The organism is Frondihabitans sp. VKM Ac-2883 (genome assembly GCF_015350875.1).
Taxonomy (GTDB): domain Bacteria; phylum Actinomycetota; class Actinomycetes; order Actinomycetales; family Microbacteriaceae; genus Frondihabitans.
The window spans coordinates 38,265-62,563 of the sequence record NZ_JADKSF010000001.1; the positions used below are offsets into that span (position 1 = coordinate 38,265).

At 66.2% G+C, this 24,299-nt stretch carries 25 protein-coding genes; 16 read left to right on the forward strand and 9 right to left on the reverse strand.

Annotation, left to right across the window (positions count from 1 at the left end; genetic code table 11):
* Position 1 precedes the first annotated feature (1 nt).
* Positions 2 to 958, reverse strand: coding sequence for a glycosyl hydrolase family 32 (locus ITJ49_RS00215; protein WP_194600140.1), 957 nt, complete (start codon positions 956 to 958; stop codon positions 2 to 4).
* 380 nt (positions 959 to 1,338) lie between these two features.
* Between ITJ49_RS00215 and modA the strand changes: the two genes are divergently transcribed.
* From modA to ITJ49_RS00250, 7 genes are all read left to right on the forward strand, one after another.
* Entirely contained in the window at positions 1,339 to 2,142 is an 804-nt protein-coding gene (modA, locus tag ITJ49_RS00220; protein WP_194600142.1) for a molybdate ABC transporter substrate-binding protein, read from the forward strand.
* 47 nt (positions 2,143 to 2,189) lie between these two features.
* The gene (locus ITJ49_RS00225; protein WP_194600151.1) at positions 2,190 to 3,008 is read left to right on the forward strand and encodes an ABC transporter permease; all 819 of its coding nucleotides are present in this window, start codon (positions 2,190 to 2,192) and stop codon (positions 3,006 to 3,008) included.
* Positions 3,005 to 4,054: a sulfate/molybdate ABC transporter ATP-binding protein gene (locus ITJ49_RS00230; protein ID WP_194600153.1), complete on the forward strand. Its 1,050-nt coding sequence runs from the start codon at positions 3,005 to 3,007 to the stop codon at positions 4,052 to 4,054. The genes ITJ49_RS00225 and ITJ49_RS00230 overlap by 4 nt, the downstream gene beginning before the upstream one ends.
* A gap of 246 nt (positions 4,055 to 4,300) precedes the next feature.
* On the forward strand, positions 4,301 to 4,498 hold the full coding sequence (locus ITJ49_RS00235; protein ID WP_370544310.1) for a type II toxin-antitoxin system HicA family toxin: 198 nt from the start codon (positions 4,301 to 4,303) through the stop codon (positions 4,496 to 4,498).
* Positions 4,495 to 4,941: a hypothetical protein gene (locus ITJ49_RS00240; RefSeq protein WP_194600157.1), complete on the forward strand. Its 447-nt coding sequence runs from the start codon at positions 4,495 to 4,497 to the stop codon at positions 4,939 to 4,941. Before ITJ49_RS00235 ends, ITJ49_RS00240 begins: the two co-directional genes overlap by 4 nt.
* A gap of 104 nt (positions 4,942 to 5,045) precedes the next feature.
* Positions 5,046 to 5,894 (forward strand): alpha/beta fold hydrolase, encoded by an 849-nt coding sequence (locus tag ITJ49_RS00245; protein WP_194600159.1) that lies wholly within the window; start codon positions 5,046 to 5,048, stop codon positions 5,892 to 5,894.
* The gene (locus tag ITJ49_RS00250) at positions 5,887 to 6,459 is read left to right on the forward strand and encodes a TetR/AcrR family transcriptional regulator (RefSeq protein ID WP_194600160.1); all 573 of its coding nucleotides are present in this window, start codon (positions 5,887 to 5,889) and stop codon (positions 6,457 to 6,459) included. Before ITJ49_RS00245 ends, ITJ49_RS00250 begins: the two co-directional genes overlap by 8 nt.
* Before the next feature lie 51 nt (positions 6,460 to 6,510).
* Here the strand turns inward: ITJ49_RS00250 and ITJ49_RS00255 are convergent, their stop codons facing one another.
* A complete protein-coding gene (locus tag ITJ49_RS00255; protein ID WP_123943272.1) occupies positions 6,511 to 7,407 on the reverse strand; it encodes a LysR family transcriptional regulator in 897 nt (298 codons plus the stop codon).
* Between the two features lie 72 nt (positions 7,408 to 7,479).
* On the opposite strand from ITJ49_RS00255, the gene hisD reads away from it, so the two are divergent.
* From hisD to ITJ49_RS00285, 6 genes are all read left to right on the forward strand, one after another.
* On the forward strand, positions 7,480 to 8,799 hold the full coding sequence (gene hisD / locus ITJ49_RS00260; RefSeq protein ID WP_194600161.1) for a histidinol dehydrogenase: 1,320 nt from the start codon (positions 7,480 to 7,482) through the stop codon (positions 8,797 to 8,799).
* Positions 8,800 to 8,891: 92 nt separating this feature from the next.
* Positions 8,892 to 10,226 (forward strand): ABC transporter substrate-binding protein, encoded by a 1,335-nt coding sequence (locus ITJ49_RS00265; protein ID WP_194600162.1) that lies wholly within the window; start codon positions 8,892 to 8,894, stop codon positions 10,224 to 10,226.
* Positions 10,223 to 11,191, forward strand: a complete 969-nt coding sequence (locus tag ITJ49_RS00270) for a carbohydrate ABC transporter permease (RefSeq protein ID WP_194600163.1) — start codon at positions 10,223 to 10,225, stop codon at positions 11,189 to 11,191. The genes ITJ49_RS00265 and ITJ49_RS00270 overlap by 4 nt, the downstream gene beginning before the upstream one ends.
* Positions 11,188 to 11,991, forward strand: a complete 804-nt coding sequence (locus ITJ49_RS00275; protein ID WP_123943264.1) for a carbohydrate ABC transporter permease — start codon at positions 11,188 to 11,190, stop codon at positions 11,989 to 11,991. The genes ITJ49_RS00270 and ITJ49_RS00275 overlap by 4 nt, the downstream gene beginning before the upstream one ends.
* Positions 11,988 to 12,872 (forward strand): nitrilase-related carbon-nitrogen hydrolase, encoded by an 885-nt coding sequence (locus tag ITJ49_RS00280; protein WP_370544311.1) that lies wholly within the window; start codon positions 11,988 to 11,990, stop codon positions 12,870 to 12,872. Before ITJ49_RS00275 ends, ITJ49_RS00280 begins: the two co-directional genes overlap by 4 nt.
* On the forward strand, positions 12,869 to 14,524 hold the full coding sequence (locus ITJ49_RS00285; protein ID WP_194600164.1) for a glycoside hydrolase family 13 protein: 1,656 nt from the start codon (positions 12,869 to 12,871) through the stop codon (positions 14,522 to 14,524). Before ITJ49_RS00280 ends, ITJ49_RS00285 begins: the two co-directional genes overlap by 4 nt.
* 158 nt (positions 14,525 to 14,682) lie before the next feature.
* On the opposite strand, the gene ITJ49_RS00290 is transcribed toward ITJ49_RS00285, so the two are convergent.
* From ITJ49_RS00290 to ITJ49_RS00300, 3 genes are all read right to left on the reverse strand, one after another.
* Entirely contained in the window at positions 14,683 to 15,666 is a 984-nt protein-coding gene (locus ITJ49_RS00290) for a prohibitin family protein (protein ID WP_194600165.1), read from the reverse strand.
* 48 nt (positions 15,667 to 15,714) lie between these two features.
* Positions 15,715 to 16,095 carry a hypothetical protein gene (locus ITJ49_RS00295; protein ID WP_194600166.1) on the reverse strand — a complete coding sequence of 127 codons (381 nt, stop codon included), beginning with the start codon at positions 16,093 to 16,095 and terminating at the stop codon, positions 15,715 to 15,717.
* A gap of 155 nt (positions 16,096 to 16,250) precedes the next feature.
* Positions 16,251 to 16,883, reverse strand: a complete 633-nt coding sequence (locus tag ITJ49_RS00300; RefSeq protein ID WP_194600167.1) for a DUF2510 domain-containing protein — start codon at positions 16,881 to 16,883, stop codon at positions 16,251 to 16,253.
* A gap of 570 nt (positions 16,884 to 17,453) precedes the next feature.
* Here ITJ49_RS00300 and ITJ49_RS00305 point away from each other — a divergent pair.
* On the forward strand, positions 17,454 to 18,077 hold the full coding sequence (locus ITJ49_RS00305; RefSeq protein WP_194600168.1) for an HAD-IA family hydrolase: 624 nt from the start codon (positions 17,454 to 17,456) through the stop codon (positions 18,075 to 18,077).
* 70 nt (positions 18,078 to 18,147) lie between these two features.
* On the opposite strand, the gene ITJ49_RS00310 is transcribed toward ITJ49_RS00305, so the two are convergent.
* Both ITJ49_RS00310 and ITJ49_RS00315 read right to left on the reverse strand, forming a co-directional pair.
* Positions 18,148 to 19,167, reverse strand: a complete 1,020-nt coding sequence (locus ITJ49_RS00310) for an alpha/beta hydrolase (RefSeq protein ID WP_194600169.1) — start codon at positions 19,165 to 19,167, stop codon at positions 18,148 to 18,150.
* Positions 19,160 to 20,659, reverse strand: a complete 1,500-nt coding sequence (locus ITJ49_RS00315) for an MFS transporter (RefSeq protein WP_194600171.1) — start codon at positions 20,657 to 20,659, stop codon at positions 19,160 to 19,162. The genes ITJ49_RS00310 and ITJ49_RS00315 overlap by 8 nt, the downstream gene beginning before the upstream one ends.
* 364 nt (positions 20,660 to 21,023) lie before the next feature.
* Between ITJ49_RS00315 and ITJ49_RS00320 the strand changes: the two genes are divergently transcribed.
* Positions 21,024 to 22,016, forward strand: a complete 993-nt coding sequence (locus ITJ49_RS00320; protein ID WP_194600173.1) for a hypothetical protein — start codon at positions 21,024 to 21,026, stop codon at positions 22,014 to 22,016.
* 465 nt (positions 22,017 to 22,481) lie between these two features.
* Here ITJ49_RS00320 and ITJ49_RS00325 read toward each other — a convergent pair whose 3' ends face one another.
* The gene (locus ITJ49_RS00325; protein ID WP_055963672.1) at positions 22,482 to 22,934 is read right to left on the reverse strand and encodes an Hsp20/alpha crystallin family protein; all 453 of its coding nucleotides are present in this window, start codon (positions 22,932 to 22,934) and stop codon (positions 22,482 to 22,484) included.
* A 213-nt stretch (positions 22,935 to 23,147) separates the two neighbouring features.
* Between ITJ49_RS00325 and ITJ49_RS00330 the strand changes: the two genes are divergently transcribed.
* Complete coding sequence (locus ITJ49_RS00330) at positions 23,148 to 23,642, forward strand: hypothetical protein (protein WP_228513880.1); 495 nt, start codon at positions 23,148 to 23,150, stop codon at positions 23,640 to 23,642.
* Here ITJ49_RS00330 and ITJ49_RS00335 read toward each other — a convergent pair.
* Positions 23,639 to 24,241: a histidine phosphatase family protein gene (locus tag ITJ49_RS00335; protein ID WP_194600175.1), complete on the reverse strand. Its 603-nt coding sequence runs from the start codon at positions 24,239 to 24,241 to the stop codon at positions 23,639 to 23,641. The genes ITJ49_RS00330 and ITJ49_RS00335 overlap by 4 nt on opposite strands.
* Positions 24,242 to 24,299: the final 58 nt, after the last annotated feature.

Here is a 24,299-nt window from a genome sequence, read left to right on the forward strand (position 1 = left end):
CTCAAATGGGTTCGATGCGCACGACGCCGTCGACCACGTCGATCTCGAAGGGGTCGCTGATGTCGCCGACGAACGAGCCGTCGGGCGCGTTGTGCCGGAACGCGAGGAAAAGCGGCCTGCCCGTCTCGCGCTCGGCGATGACGCGGCCGACATAGAGCGAGTCGTCGGTGAGTAGCTGCGCCGTCTCGAGGTCGAACGGCCCGCTGAGGCTCTCGCCCGGGGCCACCCAGATGCCGCCGGTCGACGTCGTCTCGCGCCTCGGCGCCGCCAGCTCGGGCGCGAGGCAGGAGAACGTGATGAACGCCTGGCCGTCGAGGGCGAAGGTCTGGACGACCTCCAGCTGCTCGAAGCCGTGCCCGGGCGTCGTCAGCGGCGGCAGCGCCTGCCAGTGCTCGAGGTCGGTGGAGTGCGCCCGAGCCACGATTCCGCCGCCGCCCTCACCCGCGCGGGCGCCGACCGCTCGTGCGGTGACGAACATCGTCCAGCCGTCGCCGTCGGCGAAGACCCACGGGTCGCGGAACGCCTCATGATCCCAGCCGCCGTCGACGAGCCGGTGATGCCAGCGCTCGTCAGCCCGCAGCACGGGGTTCGCCGGGTTCTTCGTCCAGGTCAGCAGATCGTCGGAGGTGGCGTAGCCGACGGTCTGCACGTTCCGGCCGCCCGGCATCGAGGTGCCCGTATAGAACTGGAACCAGCGGCCGTCGGGGTGCCTGACGATCGAGCCCGTCCAGGTCGCCACGTCGTCGAACGCGGGGGCGTCCGAGTGCACGAGAGAGTCGGCGACCCGGGTCCACGAGCGGAGGTCGGTCGAGACCGCGTGCCCGACCGACGCTCTCAGGTGGCGTGCCTCCGGATCGTGAAGCGCTCTCGACGCGTAGAGGAAGAAGGCGTGGTACTCCGTGCCGTCGTCGACGAGCCAGAAATCCCACACCCACGAGTCGGCGAGATGGAGCGTCATCAGGCCTGCAGCCAGGCCGTGCTCGCACCGGGCAGCTGGTCCGACCACTCAGGGAGGCCCGATGGGGGAGTAGGTGGAGTCGAATTCATGGAGGTGTCTCCTTCGAGGGGCTAGAGCCTGATGCTTTCGCTGCGATTAACGTAGCTGCCAGGGCCAGAGTGACCAGTTGCCGCTCCCACGAGCGTGCCGACGGCGGTGTGGGGGTGCAGCGACCTCGCGCGAATCGGCCGACCTCGCGCGCCGCCGCGGTGCGACCTTGTCCAGATCACGCGACCTCGCCCCGAATGAGCGCGGGCTTGGTCGCAAGGAAACCGCAAAAGCGCATCTAGAGTGGTTATAAATCCGCAAACGCGACACTGAAGGATCCGAAAGGCCATCCCATGCGCCCCCTCGCCCGTACGTCCGGCCTCCTGGCCGTGACCGCCGCCCTCGCTCTCGGCCTCGCCGCCTGCTCCTCCAGCGACACCCCCGCCGCGACGACCTCGACGAGCACCGGGTCGGGCGCTCTCTCGGGCTCCATCACCGTCTACGGGGCGGCGTCGCTCACAGCGACCTTCACGCAGCTCGCGAGCGACTTCGAGAAGGCCAACCCGGGCGTCACCGTGAAGACGACGTTCAACGGATCGTCGGTGCTCGTGACGCAAATCCAGTCGGGTGCTCCGGCCGACGTGTTCGCCTCGGCCGACACTGCCAACATGACGAAGCTCACCGATGCCGACCTCGTGACGGGCACCCCGACGGACTTCGCGACGAACACCCTCGAGATCGCGGTGCCGACGGGCAACCCGAAGAACATCTCGACCTTCAAAGACCTCGCGAAGTCGGGTGTGAAGACCGTCGTCTGCGCATCGGCGGTTCCGTGCGGCGCGGCCACCGAGAAGATCGAGGCGGCCACCGGCGTCACTCTCAAGCCGGTCAGCGAGGAGACCGCGGTGACGGGGGTGCTGAGCAAGGTCGAGACCGGCGAGGCCGATGCGGGCCTGGTCTACGTGACCGATGTGAAGGGCGCCGACGGCAAAGTCGACGGAGTGACCTTCAACGACTCGAAGGAGGCCGTCAACACCTACCCGATCGCCACCCTCAAAGACTCCAGCAACAAGGCGGCGGCAGACGCGTTCGTAAAGTACGTCGCGGGGGCCGAGGGCCAGAAGGTGCTCGCGGCGGCCGGTTTCGGCCAGCCCTGATCGGGTCAGCTCCGATACCGCGGGCGCGGATGGTCCAGAATCGGAGGATGACGCGAACCCGGGCGCACCTGGCCGGCGTTCCCCGGTGGGTCGCTGCTCTCGCAGGCGTAGGAGCGGCGTTCGTCTTGCTCCCGCTCGTTGCCATCGTCAGCCGAGTGAACTGGGTCGACTTCGTTCCGTTGATCACGTCCGACTCGTCGGTCGCGGCACTGCTGCTCAGCCTCCGAACGTCGCTTGCCGCGACCGCGCTCTGCATCGTGTTCGGTGTGCCGATCGCGATCGTGCTTGCCCGCGCGACCTTTCCCGGGCAGCGCATTGCTCGGTCGCTCGTGCTGCTGCCGCTCGTGCTTCCGCCCGTGGTCGGCGGTATCGCTCTGCTCTACACGTTCGGGCGGCGCGGCCTCCTCGGCAGCACCTTCCAGTTTCTCGGCATCGACATCGCCTTCTCGACGACGGCCGTGATCCTGGCCCAGACATTCGTCGCCATCCCCTTCCTGATCCTGAGCCTGGAAGGGGCGATCCGCACGGCGGGCGCACGCTATGAGGCGGTCGCCGCCACCCTCGGCGCAGCCCCGACCACCGTGCTCCGACGGGTGACGCTGCCGCTGTTGCTGCCAGCGCTGGTGTCGGGGGCGATTCTGTCGTTCGCCCGCGCTCTCGGCGAATTCGGCGCCACGCTGACGTTCGCCGGCAGCCTGCAGGGAACGACGCGCACCCTTCCTCTCGAGATCTACCTGCAGCTCGAGACCGACCCCGACACGGCAGTCGCGCTGTCGCTCGTGCTCGTGGCCGTCGCCGTCTTTGTGGTGGGGCTCGCCTACCGCAACGGCTCCGTGCCCGCCGGCCCCTCGGGAGCTGACCGATGACGCTCAACTTCGACGCCCGGGTGAGCGCCCGAGGCTTCGACCTCGCTTTCGGCGTGAAAACCGGCGAGACGATCGCCGTCATGGGCCCGAACGGCGCCGGCAAGTCGACCCTGCTCGGTCTGCTGGCCGGGCTCGTCCATGCCGATCAGGGTCAAGCCCGCCTCGACGACCGAACGCTCTTCGACGAGACGGCCGGCTCGCGGGCCTGGACTCAGCCCCACCGCCGCGGTGTCGCGCTGCTCGCGCAGGAGGCCCTCCTCTTTCCGCACCTGAGCGTGCTCGACAACGTGGCATTCGGGCCGCGGAGTACGGGCGCATCGCGACAGGAGGCTCGGGCGGTGGCGCGGCAGTGGCTCACCGAAGTGGATGCGGCCGAGCTGGGAGGGCGGCGCCCGGCAGCGCTGTCGGGCGGACAGGCCCAGCGGGTGGGTGTTGCGCGGGCGCTGGCCGCGGATCCTTCGCTTCTTCTTCTCGACGAACCGTTGTCGGCCCTCGACATCGGCGCGGCGCCCGCTCTCCGTCGGCTGCTCACGAGGGTGCTGGCCGACCGGACCGCGCTGCTCGTGACGCACGATCCGCTCGACGCGCTGGTGCTCGCCGACCGCGTGTTGGTGATCGAAGGTGGCCGACTCGTCGACCACGGACCGACCCGTGAGGTGCTCGCGCACCCTCGGACGGCCTTCGTGGCAGGTCTCGCCGGGCTGAACCTCGTGACCGGGGTGCGGAGTGCCGGTGGCATCGAGGCGGCGGGCGGGTGGGAGGTCGTCGCGCCGTTCGAGGCCGAGGTGGCGAGGGGTGCGTCGTCGGCGATCGTGGTGAAGCCGTCGTCGGTGCGGGTCTCGCATCTCGAGCCGGGGCGTGCGGAGGGGAACGCTGTGCGGCAGACGATTCTCGACATCGAACCGCGCGGAGACAGCATCAGGATCCGCGGAGACGTGCTCGCAGCCGACGTGACTCCCGCTGTTGCTGCCGACCTCGACCTCGCCCCCGGCGACATGGCATGGTTTGCGTTCTCGGCGGATGCGGGCGTCGGATATGCGCTCTGAGGTGATGCGGGCCCGCGCGTTCGGCCTAAACCCGCTGGCTCGGCGTGGACCCGCTTGATCGGCGTAAACCCGCCGTCTAGGGCCGGTGTCTCCGCCGATCTCAAGGGTGTGAGCCCGATCTGAGGGTCTGACCACGGGGCTGACCGGCTCGCCCTCTCTCTCGCGAGCACCAGTTCATACAAGTGTTTAGATGCTATACACTTGCGGTGTTTAGCTCCTAAACTTAGCCTTATGAAGGCGGGTGAAGTGAACAAGCGCATCGAAAAGCTTGGAGGCGTTCAGGTGGGTCAACGGGGCTCGCATCGAAAGTACGAGGTGTGGGCTAATGGCCGCTCGTACCGCACGATCGTCGCTCAGCACGGACCGCACGACATTCCCGCCGGCACGCTGGCAAGCATTCAAAGATCACTCGAACCCGCATTTGGAAAGGGGTGGCTGACATGAGTGGATCGACCTACGAGGTCCTAGTGACGCGCGAGAACGGCACGTGGCTCGGGGAGGTGACGAACCGAGAGGGTATTCAGACGTTTTCGCGCACTTATTCCGGGCTTCGTGCTGCGCTGTCGGAGGCCATTCATGTGATGGAAGACCTCGACGACGGGGCTGTCGTCGACACTAAATGGACGTTCGAGAATGTCGAAGACGAGTTTGTATCGGCGATCGAGCTCGGGCGCCAAAGGCGTTCGCTCGAAGAGCGGGCGGCTGAGCTCGTGCGGAACACGGCGCGGGTCGCCGAGTTGCTGCAATCGAAGGGGTACTCGGTGCGAGACATCAGCGGGGCGCTCGAAATGTCGCCCGGTCGGGTCTCGCAGATTCTTGCCCCCGGTGCGAAGAAGGTGGTCGGCGCCTCTGGGTCGACCACGAGCGCGCCCCGCCGGGCGGGCTGACGCCCGAGGCGGAGGCTGTTGTGAATATGGGTTGACAGGTTTGGCTACGACCAATAGCTTTTAGCTACACACAGTAGCCAAGCGCGCAACCAATGGAGATCATCATGCTCGAGCACCTCACTATCGGCGAAGGAACAATCGCCTACGACATCACCGGCGAAGGCCCCCTCGTCGTGCTCGCCCACGGCATGGGCGACAGTCGTCACTCGTACCGCTTCCTGGTGCCCGAACTCGTCGCAGCCGGCTACCGGGTGGCGAACGTCGACATCCGCGGCTGCGGAGACTCCAGCGCCGAATGGCCGAGCTACTCGCGCACCGACATCGCAGGCGACCTCGTCGCGGTCGTGCGTCACCTCGGTGGCCCGGCTGTGATCGTCGGCCAGTCGATCAGCGGTGGGGCTGCCACGATCGCCGCCGCCACCGCACCCGACGTGATCGTCGGCATCGTCGAGCTTGCTCCGTTCACCCGCAAGCAGTCGTTCAACCTGATCGGCATCCTCCGCACGAAGCGCGTTCGTACGGGAACGACCCAGCTCATGAGGGTGATGGTGAGCGGCAGCGTGAAGGGCTGGTTGGCCTACCTCGACATCGCCATCCCCGCGAAGCCCGCCGACTGGATCGCCGAGCGAGCGCGCATCGAGACAGAGCTGTCCAAGCCTGAGCGCATGAAGGCCCTGCGAGGCATGACTAAGTCCGCGCCGGTCGACGCGGGTGCGCAACTTGCCAATGTGCAGTGCCCGGTGCTCGTCATCGAGGGGAGTGCCGACCCGGACTGGACCGATCCTCGCGACGAGGGCACCAGGATCCTCGGAGATCTCCCTGCCGGACTGGGCGAACTGGCCGTCATCGACGGTGCCGGGCACTACCCGCACACCGAGACTCCCGGGGCAGTGCTCGAGCTCATCGTCCCGTTCCTGCGCCGGACGCACGCCGCGGCACCGACCAATGCCTAGGGCGGGGCTCGCTCCCGCGGCCGTCACCCTCGCGGCGGCCGACCTCGCCGACGAGATCAGCCCGGCCCCGCTCAGCATGAGTCTGCTCGCCGAGCGTCTCGGGGTGAAGGGGCCGTCACTGTACAAGCACGTCGACAGCCTCGCCGACCTCATGCGCCGAATCGCCCTTCTCGGCGCCACCGAACTGGGCGACGCGCTGCGCGAGGCCATGCAGGGGTTGGCCGGCGGCGATGCGCTCGCCGCAGCCGCTCAGGTGGTGCGATCCTTCGTCAAAGAGCACCCCGGCCGCTACGCCGCCACCGTCGGGATCACCCCGACAGGGCCCGAGGATCCCCTCGCCGTCGCTCTCGAACGCACGCTCGGCTCGTTCGCGGCTGTGCTGCGCGGCTACCACCTCGCCCCCGAACACGAGATTCACGCGATCCGCCTGCTGCGCAGCGTCGTGCACGGCTTCGCGACCCTCGAGGCGTCGAACGGATTCCAGATGGACACCGACGTCGACGAGAGCTTCGCCTGGACGGTTGCGTTCGTCGATCGTGGGTTGCGCGGGTTATCGGACGAGTAGGGGGCGACCGGCGGGTGGTTTCGCGCGGACGGCTCACACCCGAACGCTCCCTCAGGCGCGCTCGAGGAGCATCCGTCTCGCAAGCCGAGCAATTTCCCGCGTGGCGGGCGACAGGACCGAGCCCCGTCGTTGGACGATGGCGATCGTGTCGTAGAGCGGTTCCGCGAAGCCGATCGTGTGCACCCCATCGGGGAACCCCTTCGACCGAGCAACCGCCGAAGAGACGATTGTGTCGCCGCCGCCGAGAGCCACGATTCCGAGCGCCGTCTCAACGTGCTCGAGTTCGATCTGGGCAGTGAGGGTGATCCCGGCCAACTGAGCTCGCTCGGCCAATTGGCGACGCGTGGGATCCCGCCAGCCGTAGTGGGCGTCGTACAGAACGAGGTCGCTTTCGGCCAGGGACTCGATCGTCGCCGGTTTCTGCGTCTTGCGGGGATCGGCCGACGCGAAGAGGACCTCGTCACGCATGAGTGGCGTGACGGTGAGCCCCTCGCTGTCGATCGGCAGGACGACGAGACCCGCCTCCAACTCGCCGGCTGAGACCGCCTCGGCCACCTCGACGCTGTTGAGCCCGATGATGCGGAGACGCACCTCCGGGTAGCGGTTGTGAAACGTCTCGAGGAGCTGGGACAGGAAGTAGTAGTTCGCGTTCCGGAGCAGGCCGAAGGTGGCCACGCCGCCCGTGAGCGAGGTGAGTGATCGAAGGGCCCGATCGGCTCCTTCGGCTGCGTCGACCGCCTGCTGCGCGTAGGGGAGCAGCTGTTCGCCGGCGCTCGTGAGGACCAGCTTCCGGGCCCCGCGGGTGAAGAGGCGGACGCCGTACGACTCTTCCATGCGCTTGATCAGCTCCGAGACCGACGGCTGAGTCATGGCGAGATCTGCCGCGGCCGCGGAGAACGTTCCGAGCGCGGCCACACGAAGAAATGCCCGCAATTGGTTGAGAGTCATAGGGTTAACCTATGCTTCACCCCATACAAGTCGGCCTTGTCCAGGGTCAGAAGTGACGACAATCTCGTAGACATGAAACTGAGTCCCCGATTCCTCGCGCAGCACAGCGATCGCCTCACCCACCTCAAGGCCCCTGGCGTCGACGCGCCCGAAGCGCAACGCGACCCCCGCGTCGCCGAGACGGTGAGCGCCATGCTGCTCGACATCGAGGAGAATGGGGTTGACGCGATCCGGCGATACGCCAAGAAACTCGACAACTCCGAGCGCGCCGAGTTCGAGCTGGGCCCCGCTGAACTCGCGTCCATCGGTGACCGGGTCGCCCCGGACCTCCGCACGGCCATCGAACTCGGCTCGGCACGCACGAGGCAGTTTGCCTCCCTGCAGCGAGAGCACCTGACCGACTTCGAGGCAGAAATCGTTCCCGGCCTCGTGGTCGGCCAAAAGTACGTACCGGTCGCAACCGTCGGCGCCTATCTCCCTGCCGGCCGTTTTCCCCTGACGGCCAGTGCCTTCATGACCGTGGGCGTGGCCAAGGTCGCCGGGGTTCCCACTGTCATCGGCTGCACCCCGCCCCAGCCCGACGGCGGAGTCAACCCGGCCGTCGCCTACGCGGCGCACATCTCCGGAATCGACCACCTCTACGTTCTCGGAGGAGTCCAGGCCCTCGCCGGAATGGCCTTCGGCCTCCTCGGACAGGAACCCGTCGACATGCTCGTCGGTGCAGGCAACGCCTTCGTCGCCGAGGCCAAGCGGCAGCTCTTCGGCACGGTGTCGATCGACCTTCTCGCCGGCCCCAGCGAAGTCGCGGTCATAGCCGACGACACGGCCGACCCCGAGATCGTCGCGGCCGACCTCCTCGGTCAGGCCGAGCACGGGCCCAACTCGCCGGCAGCGCTCGTGACGACGTCCGAGGCGCTCGGTCGTGCCGTGATCGCAGCCGTCGATCGTCAGCTCACGACGCTGTCGACAGCGGAGATCTGCGGACCGGCGTGGCGCGATTTCGGCTCAGTCGTCGTGGTGGCCACGAAAGAGGACGCCGCCCTCGTCATGGACGAGTTCGCTCCAGAGCACCTCGAGATCCAGACCGCCGACGACACCTGGTACCAGGATGTCCTGACGAACTACGGTTCGCTCTTCGTCGGCCCGTGGAGCACCGTCGCGTACTCCGACAAGGGGATGGCAGGAACCAACCACACGCTTCCCACCGCCGGAGGGGCGAAGCACAGCGCCGGCCTCTCGGTGTCGCGCTATCTCAAGCCCCTCACCTTCCAGCGCATCGCCCGGGCGGCGACTCCGTCGCTCGCGGAGGCCGTCGACGTCATCTCCGCAAGCGAGGGGATGACGGCGCACCAGGCCACGGCCACGATGCGCCTCGCCACCTACGCCTCCTGAACCCGCAGCACCTGCATGCCCGCACGCCCGCACGCCCGCACGAAGAAGTTCCCTCGAAGCACTCCCGCGTCCCATCCCACCCGGAAGAAGTCATGAGAAAACGCACTCCGCTCCGAATGACGGTCCTGGCCGTCGGTGCCGTCACCACCGCTCTCGTCCTGGCCAGCTGCTCAGCTCCCGGCTCGGGCACGACGCAGGCGTCGACCTCGACTGATGCCCTCACCTCGAAGGTGACGGCCGCCGATGTCGCGAAGCTCGGCACGACCACGCTGAAGATGTGGGCCGATCAGGCCGAGGAGCCTCTCATGAAGAAGGTCGTGCCCGCCTTCGAGAAGGAGTATCCGAACGTGACCGTCGACATCACGTACAAGAGCTTCGACGACCTGACCGCCACGGTCGTCAACGCCGCCGCGAGCTCGAGCGCCCCGGACGTGTTCCAGGGCAACATCGGCTACGCGGTCGATGGCGCTCTCGTGAAGGCGAAGCTGGTGCGGTCTCTCGACGATGTCGCCGAGGTGTACGGCTGGAACTCGGGCACGGGCGCCTCGACACTCGCCCCGGCCAAGTGGAACGCGAACGGCACGACCTTCGGTAGCGGAACCCTGTACGGCATGTCGCCCATCAGTGAAGTGCAGGGCATCTATTACAACAAGTCGAAGCTCGCCGACCTCGGCATCACGGCGCCCACGACAATCGCCGCGCTCGAGAAAGACCTTCCCATCGCGAAAGCCGCCGACGAGCAGCCCATCATGCTGGGCAACTCCGACCAGTACGCCGGCACTCACATCTTCAGTGACATCGCCGTCACCGAGCAGAAGCCATCCGGCATCCGTGACTGGATCGGCGGCAAATCGGGTTCTACCTTCGAGACCGACGGCAACGTCAAAGCCGCCGACACCATGAAGGCCTGGGCACAAGCGGGGTACTTCGGGTCGGGCTACGACGGTCTCAGCAATGAGGACGCCATCGCGAAGTTCGCGAAGGGAGACGGCGTCTTCTTCGTCGGCGGATCCTGGAACGGCGCGTCGCTCACCTCGGCAAAGTTCGGCTTCTCGTCGCTCGTCTCCGGCGGTGTGGGAGCCACAGCGTCGCCCTGGCACATCAGCGCGAAGACGACGAAGACCGCTGCGGCCGTCGCCTGGCTCGACATGCTCCGATCGCCCACCGTCGGTCAAGAGATCCTCGACACCGGCCGTCTGCCCGTCATCACCGACGGTGTCTCCTCCACCGACCCTCTCCAGGAGCAGACGCTGACAGCGCTGAAAGACACCATCGCCGCCGGAACCCAGGTGGGCTATTACGACTGGACGACCACCGACATGCTGAGCGTGATGGGCAGCGGACTCCAGGAGGTCATGGCCGGTCGCACGACCAGCGACGACTTCACCAAAGCCGTGCAGACGGCGTGGACGAAGGGCCACAAGTGACGGTCGCCGCACCGAGCCGGAGCGTCGGCGCCACCCCCGCGGGTCGGCGCCGGCGCTCCCGGCGCAACCGCCCCACCTGGTCGAGCCTGATCTACATCGCACCGGCGCTGGCGTTCTTCGCCGTCTTCGTCATCTACCCGATCGGCATCTCGGTGCAGACGTCGTTCTACAACTACGACGGCCTCACCGTGGCCACGCCGGCCGGCGTCTCGAACTACGTCAATGTCTTCACCGACCCCGACCTGCGCGCGGCCCTCGGCCACTCCCTCCTCCTCCTCGTCTTCTACTGCGCGCTTCCCGTCTGCATCGGACTCGTGCTGGCGGGTGCCATGTCGAGGATCCGCATCTACGGGCTCACCCTCTTCCGCGCCCTGCTGTTTCTGCCGCAGATCCTCTCGAGCGTCGTGGTCGCAGTGGCGTGGCGGGGTCTGCTCGCGTCGGACGGCCCGGTGAACTGGGTGCTGGCCCACGTCGGGCTCGGATCCCTGACGACCTCGTGGCTCGGCGACTTCGACACGGCGCTGCCGTCGATCGGCCTGATCGGCACCTGGGTCGAGTACGGCCTCTGCATGGTGCTCTTTCTCGCGGGCATCGTCACCATCGACCGGTCCTTGTACGAGGCGGTACGACTCGACGGAGCCGGCCCGGTGCGCGAGTTCTTCGCCATCACGCTCCCGGCTCTCCGCCCCCAGATCTCGATCGCGCTCATCTTGACGATCACGTTCGCCCTGCGAAACTTCGACCTCATCTGGAACACGACGCGCGGCGGTCCCGGCACGTCCACCACGGTTCCTTCGCTCTACGTCTACCTCGATGCGTTCCAGAACCGGCAGCTCGGCCAGGCATCCGCACTCGCCGTGGTCCTCACGGTCATCATCCTGATCATCGTCGCGCTGGTCCAACTGGCCGTTCGCGAGCCGTCGGACACACCCCGACGCGTCCGTTCGAAAGGAGCCTCACGATGAAGGTCGGAACTCGGGAGTCTGTCGGCACGCACGCGCTTCTGATCATCGCGGCGCTCTTCGCCGTCTACCCGCTTGCGTCGATCATCTCGTCGTCGCTGCAGAAATCATCAGGATCCGGGGTGGGCTGGTCGAACTTCAGCGTCGCCTGGACCCGTGGCCACTTCGCGTCCGCTCTCGTGGCGAGCGCTCTCGTGGCGGTGACGGTGGTGGTCGTCACGGCCATCGTGGCGACGCTGGCCGGCTATGCCCTCGCAACGATGCGCGTTCCCGGAGGCAAGCTCATCCTTGGGCTGCTTCTCGTCGGGCTCGTTCTGCCGTACGAGGTCACAGTGCTTCCGCTCTACCAAATGCTGGCGGGCTGGGGCCTGGTCGACACGTACTGGGCGCTCATCCTGCCGCAGATCGGCCTGTCTGTGCCCCTCGGTGTGTTCTGGATGCGGACGTTCTTCCGATCGGTTCCCGAGGAGATCCTCGAGGCGGCTCGGCTCGACGGCGCCTCCCGTTTTCAGATCCTTCGCCTCGTCCTCGTCCCCATCGCCGGGCCTGCGGTCGCCACGCTCGCGACGATCCTCTTCCTCTTCACCTGGAACGAATTCTTGCTCGCCCTGATCCTTGTTCCCGAGAACCAAGCAGTGCAGACGGCTCCGCTCGCACTGTCGTTCTTCTCCGGAACGGATCGTGCCGCCAACCCCAACGTCACCGCGGCCGCCGCCGTGCTCGTCGCGTTGCCGATCATCGTCGCGTACGTCATCCTTCAGCGCCGCCTCATCACCGGCCTCACCTCGGGCGCGGTCAAGTGACCGGGCACACCGAGAACGGTGATCCGACCCGCGTGACGCGCATCGTCTGCGCTCAGCTCGACCCCGTCGTCGGAGAGCTGATGGCAAATCAGGAGAAGTGCCTTGCCGCGGTCCGCACGGCGCTGGCCGACGACGCCGACATCATCGTGCTTCCGGAACTCGCGACCGCTGGCTACGTGTTCGAGTCGAAGCGGGAGGCTATCTCCGTCGCGATCCGCCTGGACGACCCGTTCTTCGAGCGACTCTCCAACCTGCTCCTCACTACCGACTCGATCGTCATCCTCGGTTTTTGCGAGCAGGATCCGAATGGCGGTCTCTTCAACAGTGCCGCCGCGGTGACGCAGGACGGCGTGGTCGAGGTCTACCGAAAGACGCACCTGTGGGATCGCGAGACACTGATCTTCGAGCCCGGAGCGGAGATGGCGCCCGTCGTCCAGACGGTGCACGGGCGCATCGGGATCCTGATCTGCTACGACCTCGAGTTCGCCGAGATGCCGCGCTCTCTCGCCCTCCGGGGTGCCGATCTGATTGCGGTGCCGACGAACTGGCCGCTGGGCGACCACCCCGCCGACGAACGGGCGGCCGAGGTCATCTACGCCCAGGCTGCGGCCCGAGCCAACGGCGTCTTCATCGCGTGTTGCGACCGCGCCGGCATCGAACGCGGCCAGGAGTGGACCGAGGGGACCGTCATCATCGACCAGTTCGGCTGGGTCCGCGCCTCCGCGACGGCGGGCAGCCGCACCCCCTTCCGCCCCGCCGAAGGCACCGAGATCGCGCGCGCCGACGTCTTCACCCGGCTCGCTCGCGATAAAGCGATCTCACCGCACAACGACCTCCTGGGCGACCGTCGCCCCGACATCTACGCTCGAGGACTCGCATGATCGACCTGACCGACGACACCTGGTGGCGGACCGCAGTCATTTACCAGATCTACCCCCGATCTTTCGCCGACAGCAATGGCGACGGCATCGGAGACCTCCCGGGCATCACGCGGCGCCTCGACCATGTGGCGTCGCTGGGCGCCGACGCTATCTGGCTGTCGCCCTTCTACCCGTCCCCGCAGCGCGACGGCGGCTACGACGTCGCCGACTACCGAAACGTCGATCCGCAATTCGGCACCCTCGAGGATTTCGATGCGCTCGTGGCTCGCGCTCATGAACTCGCCCTTCGCGTCGTCGTCGACCTTGTGCCGAATCACGCGTCCGCTGACCACGTCGCGTTCCAGGCCGCTCTCGCCGCCGAGCCGGGCTCGGCAGAGCGGGGCCTCTTCCACTTCTGCGACGGCCTCGGCGAATTTGGCGAGCTTCCGCCGAACGACTGGCAGAGCATGTTCGAGGGCAGCGCCTGGACCCGGGTGACAGAGATCGACGGAACGCCTGGCCAGTGGTACCTCCATCTCTTCGACGAGACCCAACCCGACTGGAACTGGGATGCCCCCGGGGTCCGGGTCGATTTCGAGACGACCCTCCGGTTCTGGCTCGACCGCGGAGTCGACGGCTTTCGCGTGGATGTCTGCGACGCCCTCATCAAGGCACCGGGTCTTCCTAGCTGGCCCTACCCGACCCACGGGGTGGTCCAGCCGATCGAGGGTCGAACGCCGCCGATGTGGGATCAGGAAGGAATCCACGAGATCTTCCGCGACTGGCGGGCGATCCTGGACTCCTACGAGGGCTCGCGAATCCTGTGCGCTGAGGCATGGCTCCCGCCCGAGCGCACCGCGCGCATCGTCCGGCCCGACGAGATGCATCAGGCGTTCAATTTCGCCTATCTCGAGCAGCTCTGGGATGCAGACGCCATCGCCGAGACCATCGTGTCTTCCCTCGCGGCCAACGACGCGGTCGGAGCGCCCACGACATGGGTGCTGTCCAATCACGACGTCATGCGCCACGCGAGCCGCTTCGGCTACGACGGACCGGTGGCCCTCGAGCACGGCGTCGGAGTCGACGACCCACAGCCCGACCGGCCCCTCGGTCTTCGTCGGGCTCGTGCGGCGACACTTCTCATGCTCGCCCTGCCAGGATCGGCGTACCTCTACCAAGGTGAAGAGCTGGGGCTGCCCGAAGTCACCGACCTCCCCGACGAAGCCCGCCAGGATCCGGTGTGGGCCCGTTCGCATCAGCAGATCCGCGGGCGCGACGGCTGCCGGGTTCCCTTCCCCTGGGACGACTCGACCAGCTCCAACGGCTTCTCGTCCGTTGCGGCGACCGACACCTGGTTGCCCACGCCCTCGTACTACGCCGAGTTCTCGGCCGCGGCCCAGGGTCTCCAGCTGGAATCGACGCTCAGCCTGTATCGATCCACTCTCGCCGTTCGACGCTCAGCCGACCTCCAGGGCTCCGCTCTGGAGTGGGACAGCATGCCCAATTCGGGAACGATCGCCTTTTCTCGGGGCGACACCCACGTCGTCACAAACGTCGCCGGTGAGCCCGTCCCGCTCCCTTCGGACGCGACGATTCTCGTTGCCTCAGACCCTGAGGTGAGGGCGACGCGGCTCATCGCCCGAGACACGACGGTGTGGTTCACCACGATCTGATGCCACTCGAGAGCGGGTGGCCGGAATCGTTGGGATGAATACGGTTGGCGGATCCTGGCCCACGCTTGATGGGTCGAGGACAAGACCGCCTGCGGTATTTGCCGGGTCGCGGCGCGCGGTCTGCGGCTGGCGTGCTCCGAGCGACGTGTCGCGAACGACTACTTGGTCGCCTTGGGAATGTTGATCAGGGGAGACGATCCGTTCGGCACGACGACCAGGCCACCCTTGTCGGCGGACGCTTCGAGGGCATCGATGTAGTGCTGGGTGAGAACCTGGCTCGACAGCGACTTCGTCAGCAGATCGTTCGCCTTTGCGTTGGCCTGGGCGGTGACGACTGCCTGCTGAGCGCTGACCTTCGTCGCATCAAGTTTGGCCTGCTGCTTGGTGACGTCGATCTGCGCCTGCTGGGCCTCGGCGTAGCTCTCCGTGACGGCCTTCGGAGCTTGAATCTCTTGCAGGCTGATCGAGTTGACCTCGACACCGGTATCCGCCCACCGCTTGGTCAGCGCCTGCTCGATACTGGTCTCGATCTCGGCACGTTTCGTCAGCACCTCGAGAGTGGAGTAGTTGTTCGGCACTTCGCGCACGACGGCCCTGACGTCCTGTGTGATGAACGACGCCTTGAAGTTCTCCTCGTCGCGGAACGACGTGTAGATCGTCGTGACAGACGCCGGCCGAATCGAGTAGCGGACGGTGAGCGACACGTTCTCCGAGACCCCGTCTTTGTCCTGAACGGTGATGTACGGGCCGGTGCGGATGCCACCGTTGTTGTCGCTATCGCTGCCCCCGGTCCCGTTGATGTAGGTGACCGTCTGGTTGCGAATGTTGAAGTTCACCGTCGAATCCCACGGCGCCTTGACGTGGAGGCCGGTCGACGTCGTCTGCCCGACGATCTGACCGGTGAACGAGCGGATCACCCTCGCCTCCCCGGCATCCTGGGCGTACACGGACGACGTGACCCCCAGTACCAAGCCGAGGACTACGAGGAGTGCGCCGGCGCCGAGAGCGATGCGGTTTCCCGTCTTGTCTGGGGCCGGTGCCTCGCTGCCCCCGGGAACGGCGAGCTTGTTCGCTCGGTGGCGCCGGGCGAGAACGAGGGTGATGACGCCTGCGACGAGGCAGATCAGAGCAAAGACGAACATGAGAGTGCTTTCTTCGGGAGGGAATGTCGGGTGGTGCCGGGGAGACTGCTAATCGGTGGGGGAGGGGATACCGGCGAAACGTCTTTGCCCTTCAAGGATGAGTTCCTGCATCACCGGAACCTGCCGGACTCGGGCGTGGATGGCCCATCCCAGGGCTATCGCGAAGACCGCACACAGCGCTACCCGGACGCTGACGCCGAAGAGCGTCGGCTGGTCAGGCATGAGACCGAGTTGGAAGAGGCACAAGAGCAGGACGCCGCTATTCGACCAGACCGCCGTGCGGATCTGGTCGATGCGCGTCGCCAACCGAGACAACGCTTCACCGAGCGGAACATCGGAGGGCAGGTGGTTCTCCTTGGCCCATCCGTCGACTTCTCGGGCGCCTGCGGCAAGGTCGCGCTTCGGATCAGTGCGGATCAGGATCGCCATGACACCAGCGGAGATGAGGCCCGCGATCACGGCAATCCACCCACGGTGACCCCAGGAGTGTCTCTCGCCCAATTCCAGAACGACAGCGCCGAATACGAACCCACTTCCGAGCGATGCCGCTATGAGCCGCACACGCAGATCTCGAACAAGCCGTCTCACGATCCGGGCCGGAAGACGTCAGAGAGCTGCTGGGCGTAACTGGCCGCGTTGATTGCCCCGAGCGCCAGCCCGGCGACTTCGACGATGATGAACACCCACACCGGCCACAAGCCCCGCCCCGGAGCGACGCGGTGCACGATCACCGATCGGCCGATCACGTACACCGGCGACGAGAGAAAGCTCCAGGCCCAGTGAAACGGGCGCACGACGCCGACCCGGGTGAGGCGTCGGTAGTCTCCCCACGCCAAAACCACGCTGATTCCATACAGAACGAAACCCGCGGCAAGCACGGCAATGTATTGCGGCGTGTAGATCGATGCCGGGTCGACGGAGGGCACGCCAGAGGGGCCCACCTCGATCACGCGGATCGTCGGCCGGTACGACAGGCTGAGGGGCCAGACCACCACGGGCAGCAGCACAATCAGCCAGATGAGCGGGCCGTAGATCGGGGTCTTCGGATCGAGCCTTGGCCTGTCGGGCGTAACCGTTCCCACAGCATGGGAGCCACCGGGGGGAGCCACGAGATCCGTCCACCTCACGCCGTCCCACCAGCGAGTTCCCGCACCACCAGAAGGATCCGGGTACCACCCGGCACCAGGACCGGCACCCGGGCGCGACTCACCAGACATACGGATCCCCCTCAAGAAAGCAGTTGAGGAAAATTCGGGCTTCCTCACCACTGCTCAACCTAGGGCAGATGAGTCACCCGCGACAAACGCCGAGGTGAGTTAGGCGGCCCCGTCTTTTCGACGCCGTGTCGGACTCTTTCAATCCTCGTCTGGCCCATGCTGCTGTAAATGATTAGGTTCGTCGTATGAGCGCACCGGAGCAACATCGCCCGCTGATAAGCCGACTCCGTAGAGCCGTCCTTGGCCGACGAGTTGGCACGCTCTCTTCCACGATGCGAAACGTGGATTCAATTGCCACCTATGGGCATACCGACCTCGACGCTGCCGTGTTCAACGAACGAGATACACGCGAGCCAGACCGGACCTAACCATGCGCGGTGGCCAACGCCACCCGATCCCGGTTCAGTTCTTCGTCCGGCAGGCGCAATCCTTCGAAGAGCGATCTGCGCGGCCTAGGTTTGGTCTATGAGTGGACACGGCGGTAACCAAGCGCCTCTCGATCAGTCCGGGGTCGGACGTTCGGAAGCCGAGACGCCGAGGTCCAGGGGATCAAATAGTCATCCTCGCGCTGTGCTCCTGGATTTTCATAACACGATGGCAGTTGTTCGTTCCATGGAGACGTGGATCGATGAGGCAGGATCCCTGCTGGCGAGACGTCCTGCGTCGAGGTCGACGGCAGCTGAGCGGCTCGGGAACGTGTGGGGTGACGCGAGAAAGCTCTTCCCGGCTCTGGATTGGGACCTCGATCCCGCGGCTCACAGGCACGCTTTCGTTTCAGCCCTGAGCCAAGACGGCGCAATCGCCCTCGATTTCGCCGGAGCGCTGTACGAGACCATGCCGAACCAGTGGAAGTTGAACCGAGGAGTATCGGATTTCATCGTTCGCGCGTCGGGCGCGGGGGTGCTTTTGGCGATCGTCTCAAACATTGCCCTGGACATCCGCCCCGCTCTGGAGGGTTGGGGCATCGCCTCGGCACTCGATGCAGTGGTCCTGTCCTACGAAGTCGGATACGTGAAACCGGATCCACGTATTTTTCAACTCGCGGCGGATTTGCTCAACACGGACCCGGCCGATTGTTTGATGATCGGCGACTCAGCGTACGACGACGTGGGCGGTGCGGTCTTGGGAATGCAGTGCATCGTCACTCGGCCTGAGGAGATGTGGCGGGCGTTCGAGCTCGCTAGTCCACGGTGAGCGGCCCCGCTTCGTACTCGCGGCGCGAAAAAAGTAGGCAGGCGTCCGCAAGCCGGACGCCCGGCACACTTCAGTTAAGAGACGCCTGGAGCGCCCGACTTGAACCTTCTGCGACCGGCGCGGGTGGTCCGAGGGTTCGTCGTGTCCAGTCGCCCAGGGCGGCGGTCGCGGTTTTCGAGATAACGGCCTGGGGCATCATGCTGGTGAATCCGTGGAAGGCGCCCGGCCAGACGTGCAGTTCGGCGTCGACTCCTGCGGCCCAGAGGGCACTGGCATAGGCGACGGTTTCGTCGCGGAACACCTCGGTGCTGCCGCAGTCGATGTAGGTCCTTGGGAGACCAGAGAGGTTTTCGGCGCGGGCGGGTGCGGCGTAGATGGAGACGTCGTCGGTGGCGCGGCGAGCGCCGAGGTAGGCGTCCCAGCCGAAGCGAGTCATCTGCCGGTCAGCAACTCCGACCCCGTCGATCTGGAGCGTGGACACCGTGTTGTCGCGGTCGTCGAGCATCGGTGAGACGAGGATCTGCGCCAACAAGTCCGGACCTTTCCGGTCACGTGCGAGGAGTGCTGTGCCGGTGGCGAGCCCGCCGCCCGCGCTTTGGCCGGCGATGACGATCCGATCGGGGTCGATGCCGAGCTCGTCGGCGTGGGCTGCGACCCAGACGAGACCGGCGTAGCAGTCCTCGACGGGGTAGGGGTCGGGGTATTCGGGAGCGAGGCGGTAGTCGATACTCAGAAGGACGACGTCGTGGTCGAGGAGCCAGTCGTCATAGGAGTCGAGGTTGCCGAGGTAGTGACCGAACATCATCCCGCCGCCATGGATCGTGTAGACGGCGGCCGTGGCGCCGGTGCGACCGATTCTCTGGATGACGGCCAGCTCGATGGGGTCGCCCAAATGCCCGGGGACGGTGACGCTTCGGCGTTCGTAACCACGGTCGCGGAGCTTCTCGTCCAGCTCTTCTTCCGTCGTGTCGAGCTGGCGCATGCGGGGCAGCATCTCGGTCGAAAGCGTGAATGGTCCTCGAGCTTCGAGGGCGGTGAGGAACGTCTGCAGTTCCGGGTCGAACGTGGGGCGAATGGTGTGGTCAGACATGAGTGGGCTCCGTGGCGGTGGCGGTGGCAGAAGTGGTGGTGGTGGGTGACGGGCTCGTGGCGTGTCGGGCACGAACGATGCCGAGCGCGACAAGGGCTACGGCGATGGCGGTGATCGTGAGGCCGGCGATGGTGAGGGCGGTCTCGAACGAGTCGACTCGCGTCGGCGTCCAGGACCCGCTGGTGATGCTGCCTGTCACGAGTGCGGCGAGGATGGTGCCGGTGGCGGTAATCCCGACGGCGGTTGCGATCTCGCTGGCGGTGTCGACGAGGGCGGCCCCGATCGAGGTGCGGTTCTCTGGCAGGCCCCGAAGGACGTTGTTGCCGGCGACGACACCCACGACTCGCATGCCCGCTGCGACGAGGACTAGCGCGAGGGCAACCCAGACGTAGCCGAATCGGGCGAGGGTAGCGAACACGGCAAGGCCGGCGACCACTGAGGCGGCGCTCATCCACGCGGCACGGCCAAGACCTGCCCGGGTGACGAAGGGAGCTACAAACCGTCCGCTTGCGAGGAGGACGACTACCTGGGGCAGGGTGCCGATGGCGGCGAGAGCTGGCGACCACCCCCACGCGAGCTGCAGCTGGAGTGTGACCAGATACGACAGGCCCGCCATGGCAAGACCCGCCGCGGCCTTGTAGGCCAGACCGCTGGAGACCAAGGGCGTGGCGATGAGGTGCAGGTCGAGGAGCGGAAAGCGGGCCGACCGCTCCCGGATCACGAAAGCGGCGATCGAGAGGGCAGTGACGGCAACTGACCCCCACGACAAACCCGTACCAGCGTGGGTGACGAAGAGCGTGGGTGTGACGAGGATCCCGAGGACGGTCACGCTGCCGAGGACGGCGCCGAGGACGTCGATCGGATCACGGTGCAGGTCGGCTTTCTGATCGGTGCTGACACCGACACGGATTCCGACGAACGCGAGGGCGGCGATGGGAGCGGTGGCCAGCAGGAGCACCTGCCAGGGGGCGACCGCGAGCACGAACCCGCCGACAGTCGGTGCGATGGCCAGACCGACGAGCCCGGCAGTGGAGATCACGGTCAATGCCCGGATCCGGAGATCCTCCCTTGTGAAGAGGCGGAAAGCCAGGGCCATCGTTCCGGGGGTCGTCATCGCCGCGGCGACTCCCATGAGGGCTCGGACGACGATGAGCTGTTCCATCGACGTGACGAACACGGTCAGGACGCTTGCGATGGCAAGGAGGGCGAGACCGGTGAGCATGACTCGGCGCCTGCCGAAGCGATCGGCCACGGCCCCGAACAGGAGCATGAGGCCACCGAATGCAACCGAGTACGCCCCCGATACCCACTGGAGTGCTGCGGTTGCCGCGCCGAGGTCGCGGCCGATTGTGGGCAGGGCGACGTTCAGGATCGAGTTGTCGAGCATCTCGAACAGGAAAACGGCCGACAGCCCGGCCAGGGCGATCCACGCGTCACGGAGCCGCTCCGGTCGGGCGGTGACACGGGGAGAGGAACTTGTTTGCACAGACATAGGCGCACTCCTTCGAGGAAGAAGTGGCGACTCCCATGAGACGCGTGCGCATTTCCGCCGGCCGAAGCCGAACGGGATTTTTCCCTCTGCTCGGAATGTAGCGCATGGGCGGCGTCACCGCCAGCTCTGCTGGTCTGGGCCAAAAGTGAGCAAGGCAGGGAACGGCCGGTAGTGGTCGTCACCCGGCGGGCGTTAGGGCTGAAGGGAGGCGCCGTGCTTCGGGAGTCGGCGACTCGGATCCTTATGTGATGTGACCAGGCAGCGCCGCGGTCCGAAAGCGCGAGCGACTCGACCGGCCCTTGGCACGGCGATGGCCACTCTGCCAAGCTGAGCGAAAGTCACCGCCTACCCCGAAAGTCGGCTCATGCGCATCGCCGCGTTCATTCTCACCATCGTGTTGGCCACCGGGATCCTGATGGGGGGAGTGGTGCTTCTTGTTCTTCAGGGGAACTCCGAGAATCCAGCATGGATCTTCGCGCAGACACTGGCCATGATTCCGTTCGTCTATGGACCTCTGACCATCGGCTCGTTTCGCGCATACTGGGATGTCGCCGGGTCGGACGAATCTCGACGGTATTTCCGTCGCGTCGTATCGATTGTTCTCGGCCTCGAGGTCGTGGCCGCCGTGATCACGGTGGTGAGTGCTGTGGCGACCTCGAGCGGCCCGCTCATCCCGGTCGTTTTCATTGGCACCGGAGCTCTTTTGACGGTCGTTGCACTGCTGGTCGGGCCGGTCGCCTACCGCTACGACCGGGCTCACCCGAGGCCGCAGCAGGAGTGGGTGGCGATTGAGCCGACCGAGATCCGGCGGAAGATCGTGACCGTGGCGGTCACGTTCGTCGGAGTGCTTGCTCTTGGCCTCGTCGGCCTTGGCGTTCTGTGCGCGGTGGTCCCGCGCAGTTTGAGCCTGCTGCAGGTTCTGATCTTCGCGCTGTCTTTTGCCTGCATCGCCGCCGGCGGTGTCGCGCTCTTCTCCACCCTCCCGTGGAACCGACGGTTGCGCGATGTCACTGATCGGGATCCCGCTCGACTCCGACGCATCGCGAAAGTCGTCATTCGTAAGAAGCCGGGGGAATTGGATCCTCAGGACATGACCGCTGCGGCCCGATACGCAGCCGTGATCTCGATCACGATGTCGTTCCAGCTGGCCTACCTCGTGCTGCTCTATGCCGGAATTGTGCTGCAGCAGGTCAACTCGTTGCGAGAAGGTTTTGGCGACAGCTTCTCTATCATCCTCATCGTGTTTCTCGTGGCGGTGCTGGCTGTCATCCTTCCTCTGCAGGTGGTCCGCATTCGGCGAGCCCGTCGATATGTCACAGAGCACGCAGCAGACCTGAACGAGTCCGCGGTCGTCTAACCGGGCGACCTCTCCAGCTTCGCCAGACAGGGATGCGCGCGACGGCGTCGTTGTGCGTCAGCTGTCTTCTCGTCTGTAACAAAGGCCGAGGCGGGAACTGGCAAACGCCGGTTCCCGCCTCGGAAGGAGCTAGTCGTGTGTCGGCCGCCTCGGAGGTGAGCGGGCCCAAGGTGTCGAGGTTGTCCGACGTGAGATGCGGCGCCATGACGTCGTCGAGCAACCGGGGACGCCCGCAGGTTTTGCACGAGATGGCGTCAAGGGCGGTGCTGCCCGAATGACGGTCACGCCGGTTGCGTCGTCGAGGACGGCGTCGACGAGTATCTGTTCCGCCTGGCGGATGACGTCGTCGATGTCATCCCGGGTGGGAGTGTCGAGAGCTGCGACCAGAAGCATGGTGGCCTCCTCGCTGGTGCGTAGTGAGAGGGTGGGGTGAGGGCCCTCCTGGAGGGGCCCCCACCCACGCCGTCAGCTGTTCAGGGAGTGCTGTTCCGAACCCTGACCAGAGCTGAGCTCGGAAGCCTGGCCGGTGGTGACCTCGATCTTGCGAGGCTTGGCCTTCTCGCTGACCGGGATCACCAGCGACAGCACACCGTTGTCGTAGTGCGCTGTGATCTTGGTCGAGTCGATACCCTCGCCGACCGAGAACTGGCGCAGGTACGAGCCATGCGGACGCTCCTGGCTGAGCCACTTCACGCCGTCGCGGGTGTCGGCCGTCCGGTTGGCGCGGATGGTCAGGAGCTGACCATCGACGTCGATATCGACCGACCCGGGGTCGATACCGGGCATGTCTGCGTTCAAGACGTACCGATCGCCATCGCGATACAGGTCGACAGGCATGAACTTGGGCCCCTGCCGGGTTCCGAGAAGACCGGCGGTGAGACGGTCGATCTCGGTGAAAGGATCAAAAGACATAGCCATGAAGAGTCCCCTTTCTTGGGTGCTGCGTGTGGAGTTGGTGGTGCCGAACCCTCCCGGATTCAGACACCAAAAATATAAAACCGTGGCCGGGGTCGTAGCTCAAAAAACGCTCAAAAGTGCCTTCACGGTCGCCGCAAACGGAGTCGTTTTCGCGACAGGTGGTGCCGCTATTGTGGGCGTCGTTTGCAACCCCCAGCTACTCGGATCGGAGACATGATGGTCGACCAGGTCAGCTCGCCCGCTCAGCACCAGATCGAGGTGCCGTTGGGCGCGCCCGTGCTCGCACAGGCGCTGCGGTACACGGCGATGTACGGGCCGAAGCCGTTCCCGGAGGCGCTTTTGGTGTACCTCGACAACGGCGCCTACAAGATCCTCTCGCTCGGCGAGGAGCACTTCGGCAGCTACGTCTCGGCGACCGACCTGTCGACCGAACCGCGGCACGTCGCCTTCCTGTCGTGGCCATCCGCCGACTGGGGCCGCAACGTCGCGTCGCACACCCTGACCTTCGAGAAAGACACGGGCGCGTTCGTGCAGTCGCTGGTCTTGCCGGGCGACCCAGTGCCCCGGGCGCAACACGGCTATGCCGCGGTGATAGACACCCCACCGGCCGAGCTGATGGATGCGTCGTGGGAGGAGCTCCGGGCAGCCTGCGCGCCGATGTTCGAAGCCCTCAGGGAGGGTGCCGAACGCGCTAACCGAAGCGACTAGGCGACGGGCGCGCCATCCCACGAGACCGCTCGCCAGCCCTCGGCGGGGGAGCCGTGCAGCTCGACGATGCCGGTGTTCTGCACACCGTGGGTGCGACTGAACTCGGCATCGAGGTTCGTGGCCGTCGAGGAGGCCCAGACGCAGATCGCTGCCTCGTGCGAGACCACAATGGCGACCTCGTCCGATGCAGTCGCAACCGCATCGATGGCAGCACTGAAGCGGGCCATAAACTCAGTGCCGCTCTCACCCCCGGGGATGCGGGCGTCGGGGTCGTGCCACCAGCGCTGCATCGTGCCCGCATAGCCGGAGAGGGCCTCGGCGTAGGGGAGCCCCTCGAGGTCTCCGGCGTCGATCTCGTGGAATCCGTCGATCTCGTGATGCGCCAGACCGTAGGCGGCGGCCACCGCTGCGGCTGTCTGCGACGCCCGCAGCGCCCGCGACGAGTGCACGACCCCGACCTCGTCGGCGGCGAGACGATCGGCGAGGGCGCGAGCCTGCTCGATGCCGGTCGGCGAGAGGGCCGGCCCGGGCAGGTGCGAGCCGATGGTGCGAGCGACGTTGTCAGCGGTCTCGCCGTGGCGAATGAGGAGGAGTCGCATCGGATCCTTCGGGTCGGGGTGGCCTTCATCGTGGCATGCGGTGGCTGGGGCCGGTCTG

Bases quoted from the DNA above. Each gene is read 5' to 3' on its own strand.
- ITJ49_RS00240 (WP_194600157.1), top strand. From the start codon at position 4,495: ATGAGTGGATCGACCTACGAGGTCCTAGTGACGCGCGAGAACGGCACG.
- ITJ49_RS00330 (WP_228513880.1), top strand. From the start codon at position 23,148: ATGATGGTCGACCAGGTCAGCTCGCCCGCTCAGCACCAGATCGAGGTG.
- ITJ49_RS00335 (WP_194600175.1), bottom strand. From the start codon at position 24,241: ATGCGACTCCTCCTCATTCGCCACGGCGAGACCGCTGACAACGTCGCT.
- ITJ49_RS00285 (WP_194600164.1), top strand. From the start codon at position 12,869: ATGATCGACCTGACCGACGACACCTGGTGGCGGACCGCAGTCATTTAC.
- modA (WP_194600142.1), top strand. From the start codon at position 1,339: ATGCGCCCCCTCGCCCGTACGTCCGGCCTCCTGGCCGTGACCGCCGCC.
- ITJ49_RS00225 (WP_194600151.1), top strand. From the start codon at position 2,190: ATGACGCGAACCCGGGCGCACCTGGCCGGCGTTCCCCGGTGGGTCGCT.
- ITJ49_RS00320 (WP_194600173.1), top strand. From the start codon at position 21,024: ATGCGCATCGCCGCGTTCATTCTCACCATCGTGTTGGCCACCGGGATC.
- ITJ49_RS00250 (WP_194600160.1), top strand. From the start codon at position 5,887: ATGCCTAGGGCGGGGCTCGCTCCCGCGGCCGTCACCCTCGCGGCGGCC.
- ITJ49_RS00230 (WP_194600153.1), top strand. From the start codon at position 3,005: ATGACGCTCAACTTCGACGCCCGGGTGAGCGCCCGAGGCTTCGACCTC.
- ITJ49_RS00310 (WP_194600169.1), bottom strand. From the start codon at position 19,167: ATGTCTGACCACACCATTCGCCCCACGTTCGACCCGGAACTGCAGACG.
- ITJ49_RS00265 (WP_194600162.1), top strand. From the start codon at position 8,892: ATGAGAAAACGCACTCCGCTCCGAATGACGGTCCTGGCCGTCGGTGCC.
- ITJ49_RS00245 (WP_194600159.1), top strand. From the start codon at position 5,046: ATGCTCGAGCACCTCACTATCGGCGAAGGAACAATCGCCTACGACATC.
- ITJ49_RS00290 (WP_194600165.1), bottom strand. From the start codon at position 15,666: ATGTTCGTCTTTGCTCTGATCTGCCTCGTCGCAGGCGTCATCACCCTC.
- ITJ49_RS00315 (WP_194600171.1), bottom strand. From the start codon at position 20,659: ATGTCTGTGCAAACAAGTTCCTCTCCCCGTGTCACCGCCCGACCGGAG.
- ITJ49_RS00325 (WP_055963672.1), bottom strand. From the start codon at position 22,934: ATGGCTATGTCTTTTGATCCTTTCACCGAGATCGACCGTCTCACCGCC.
- ITJ49_RS00295 (WP_194600166.1), bottom strand. From the start codon at position 16,095: ATGGCGATCCTGATCCGCACTGATCCGAAGCGCGACCTTGCCGCAGGC.
- ITJ49_RS00300 (WP_194600167.1), bottom strand. From the start codon at position 16,883: ATGTCTGGTGAGTCGCGCCCGGGTGCCGGTCCTGGTGCCGGGTGGTAC.
- ITJ49_RS00215 (WP_194600140.1), bottom strand. From the start codon at position 958: ATGACGCTCCATCTCGCCGACTCGTGGGTGTGGGATTTCTGGCTCGTC.
- ITJ49_RS00275 (WP_123943264.1), top strand. From the start codon at position 11,188: ATGAAGGTCGGAACTCGGGAGTCTGTCGGCACGCACGCGCTTCTGATC.
- ITJ49_RS00255 (WP_123943272.1), bottom strand. From the start codon at position 7,407: ATGACTCTCAACCAATTGCGGGCATTTCTTCGTGTGGCCGCGCTCGGA.
- hisD (WP_194600161.1), top strand. From the start codon at position 7,480: ATGAAACTGAGTCCCCGATTCCTCGCGCAGCACAGCGATCGCCTCACC.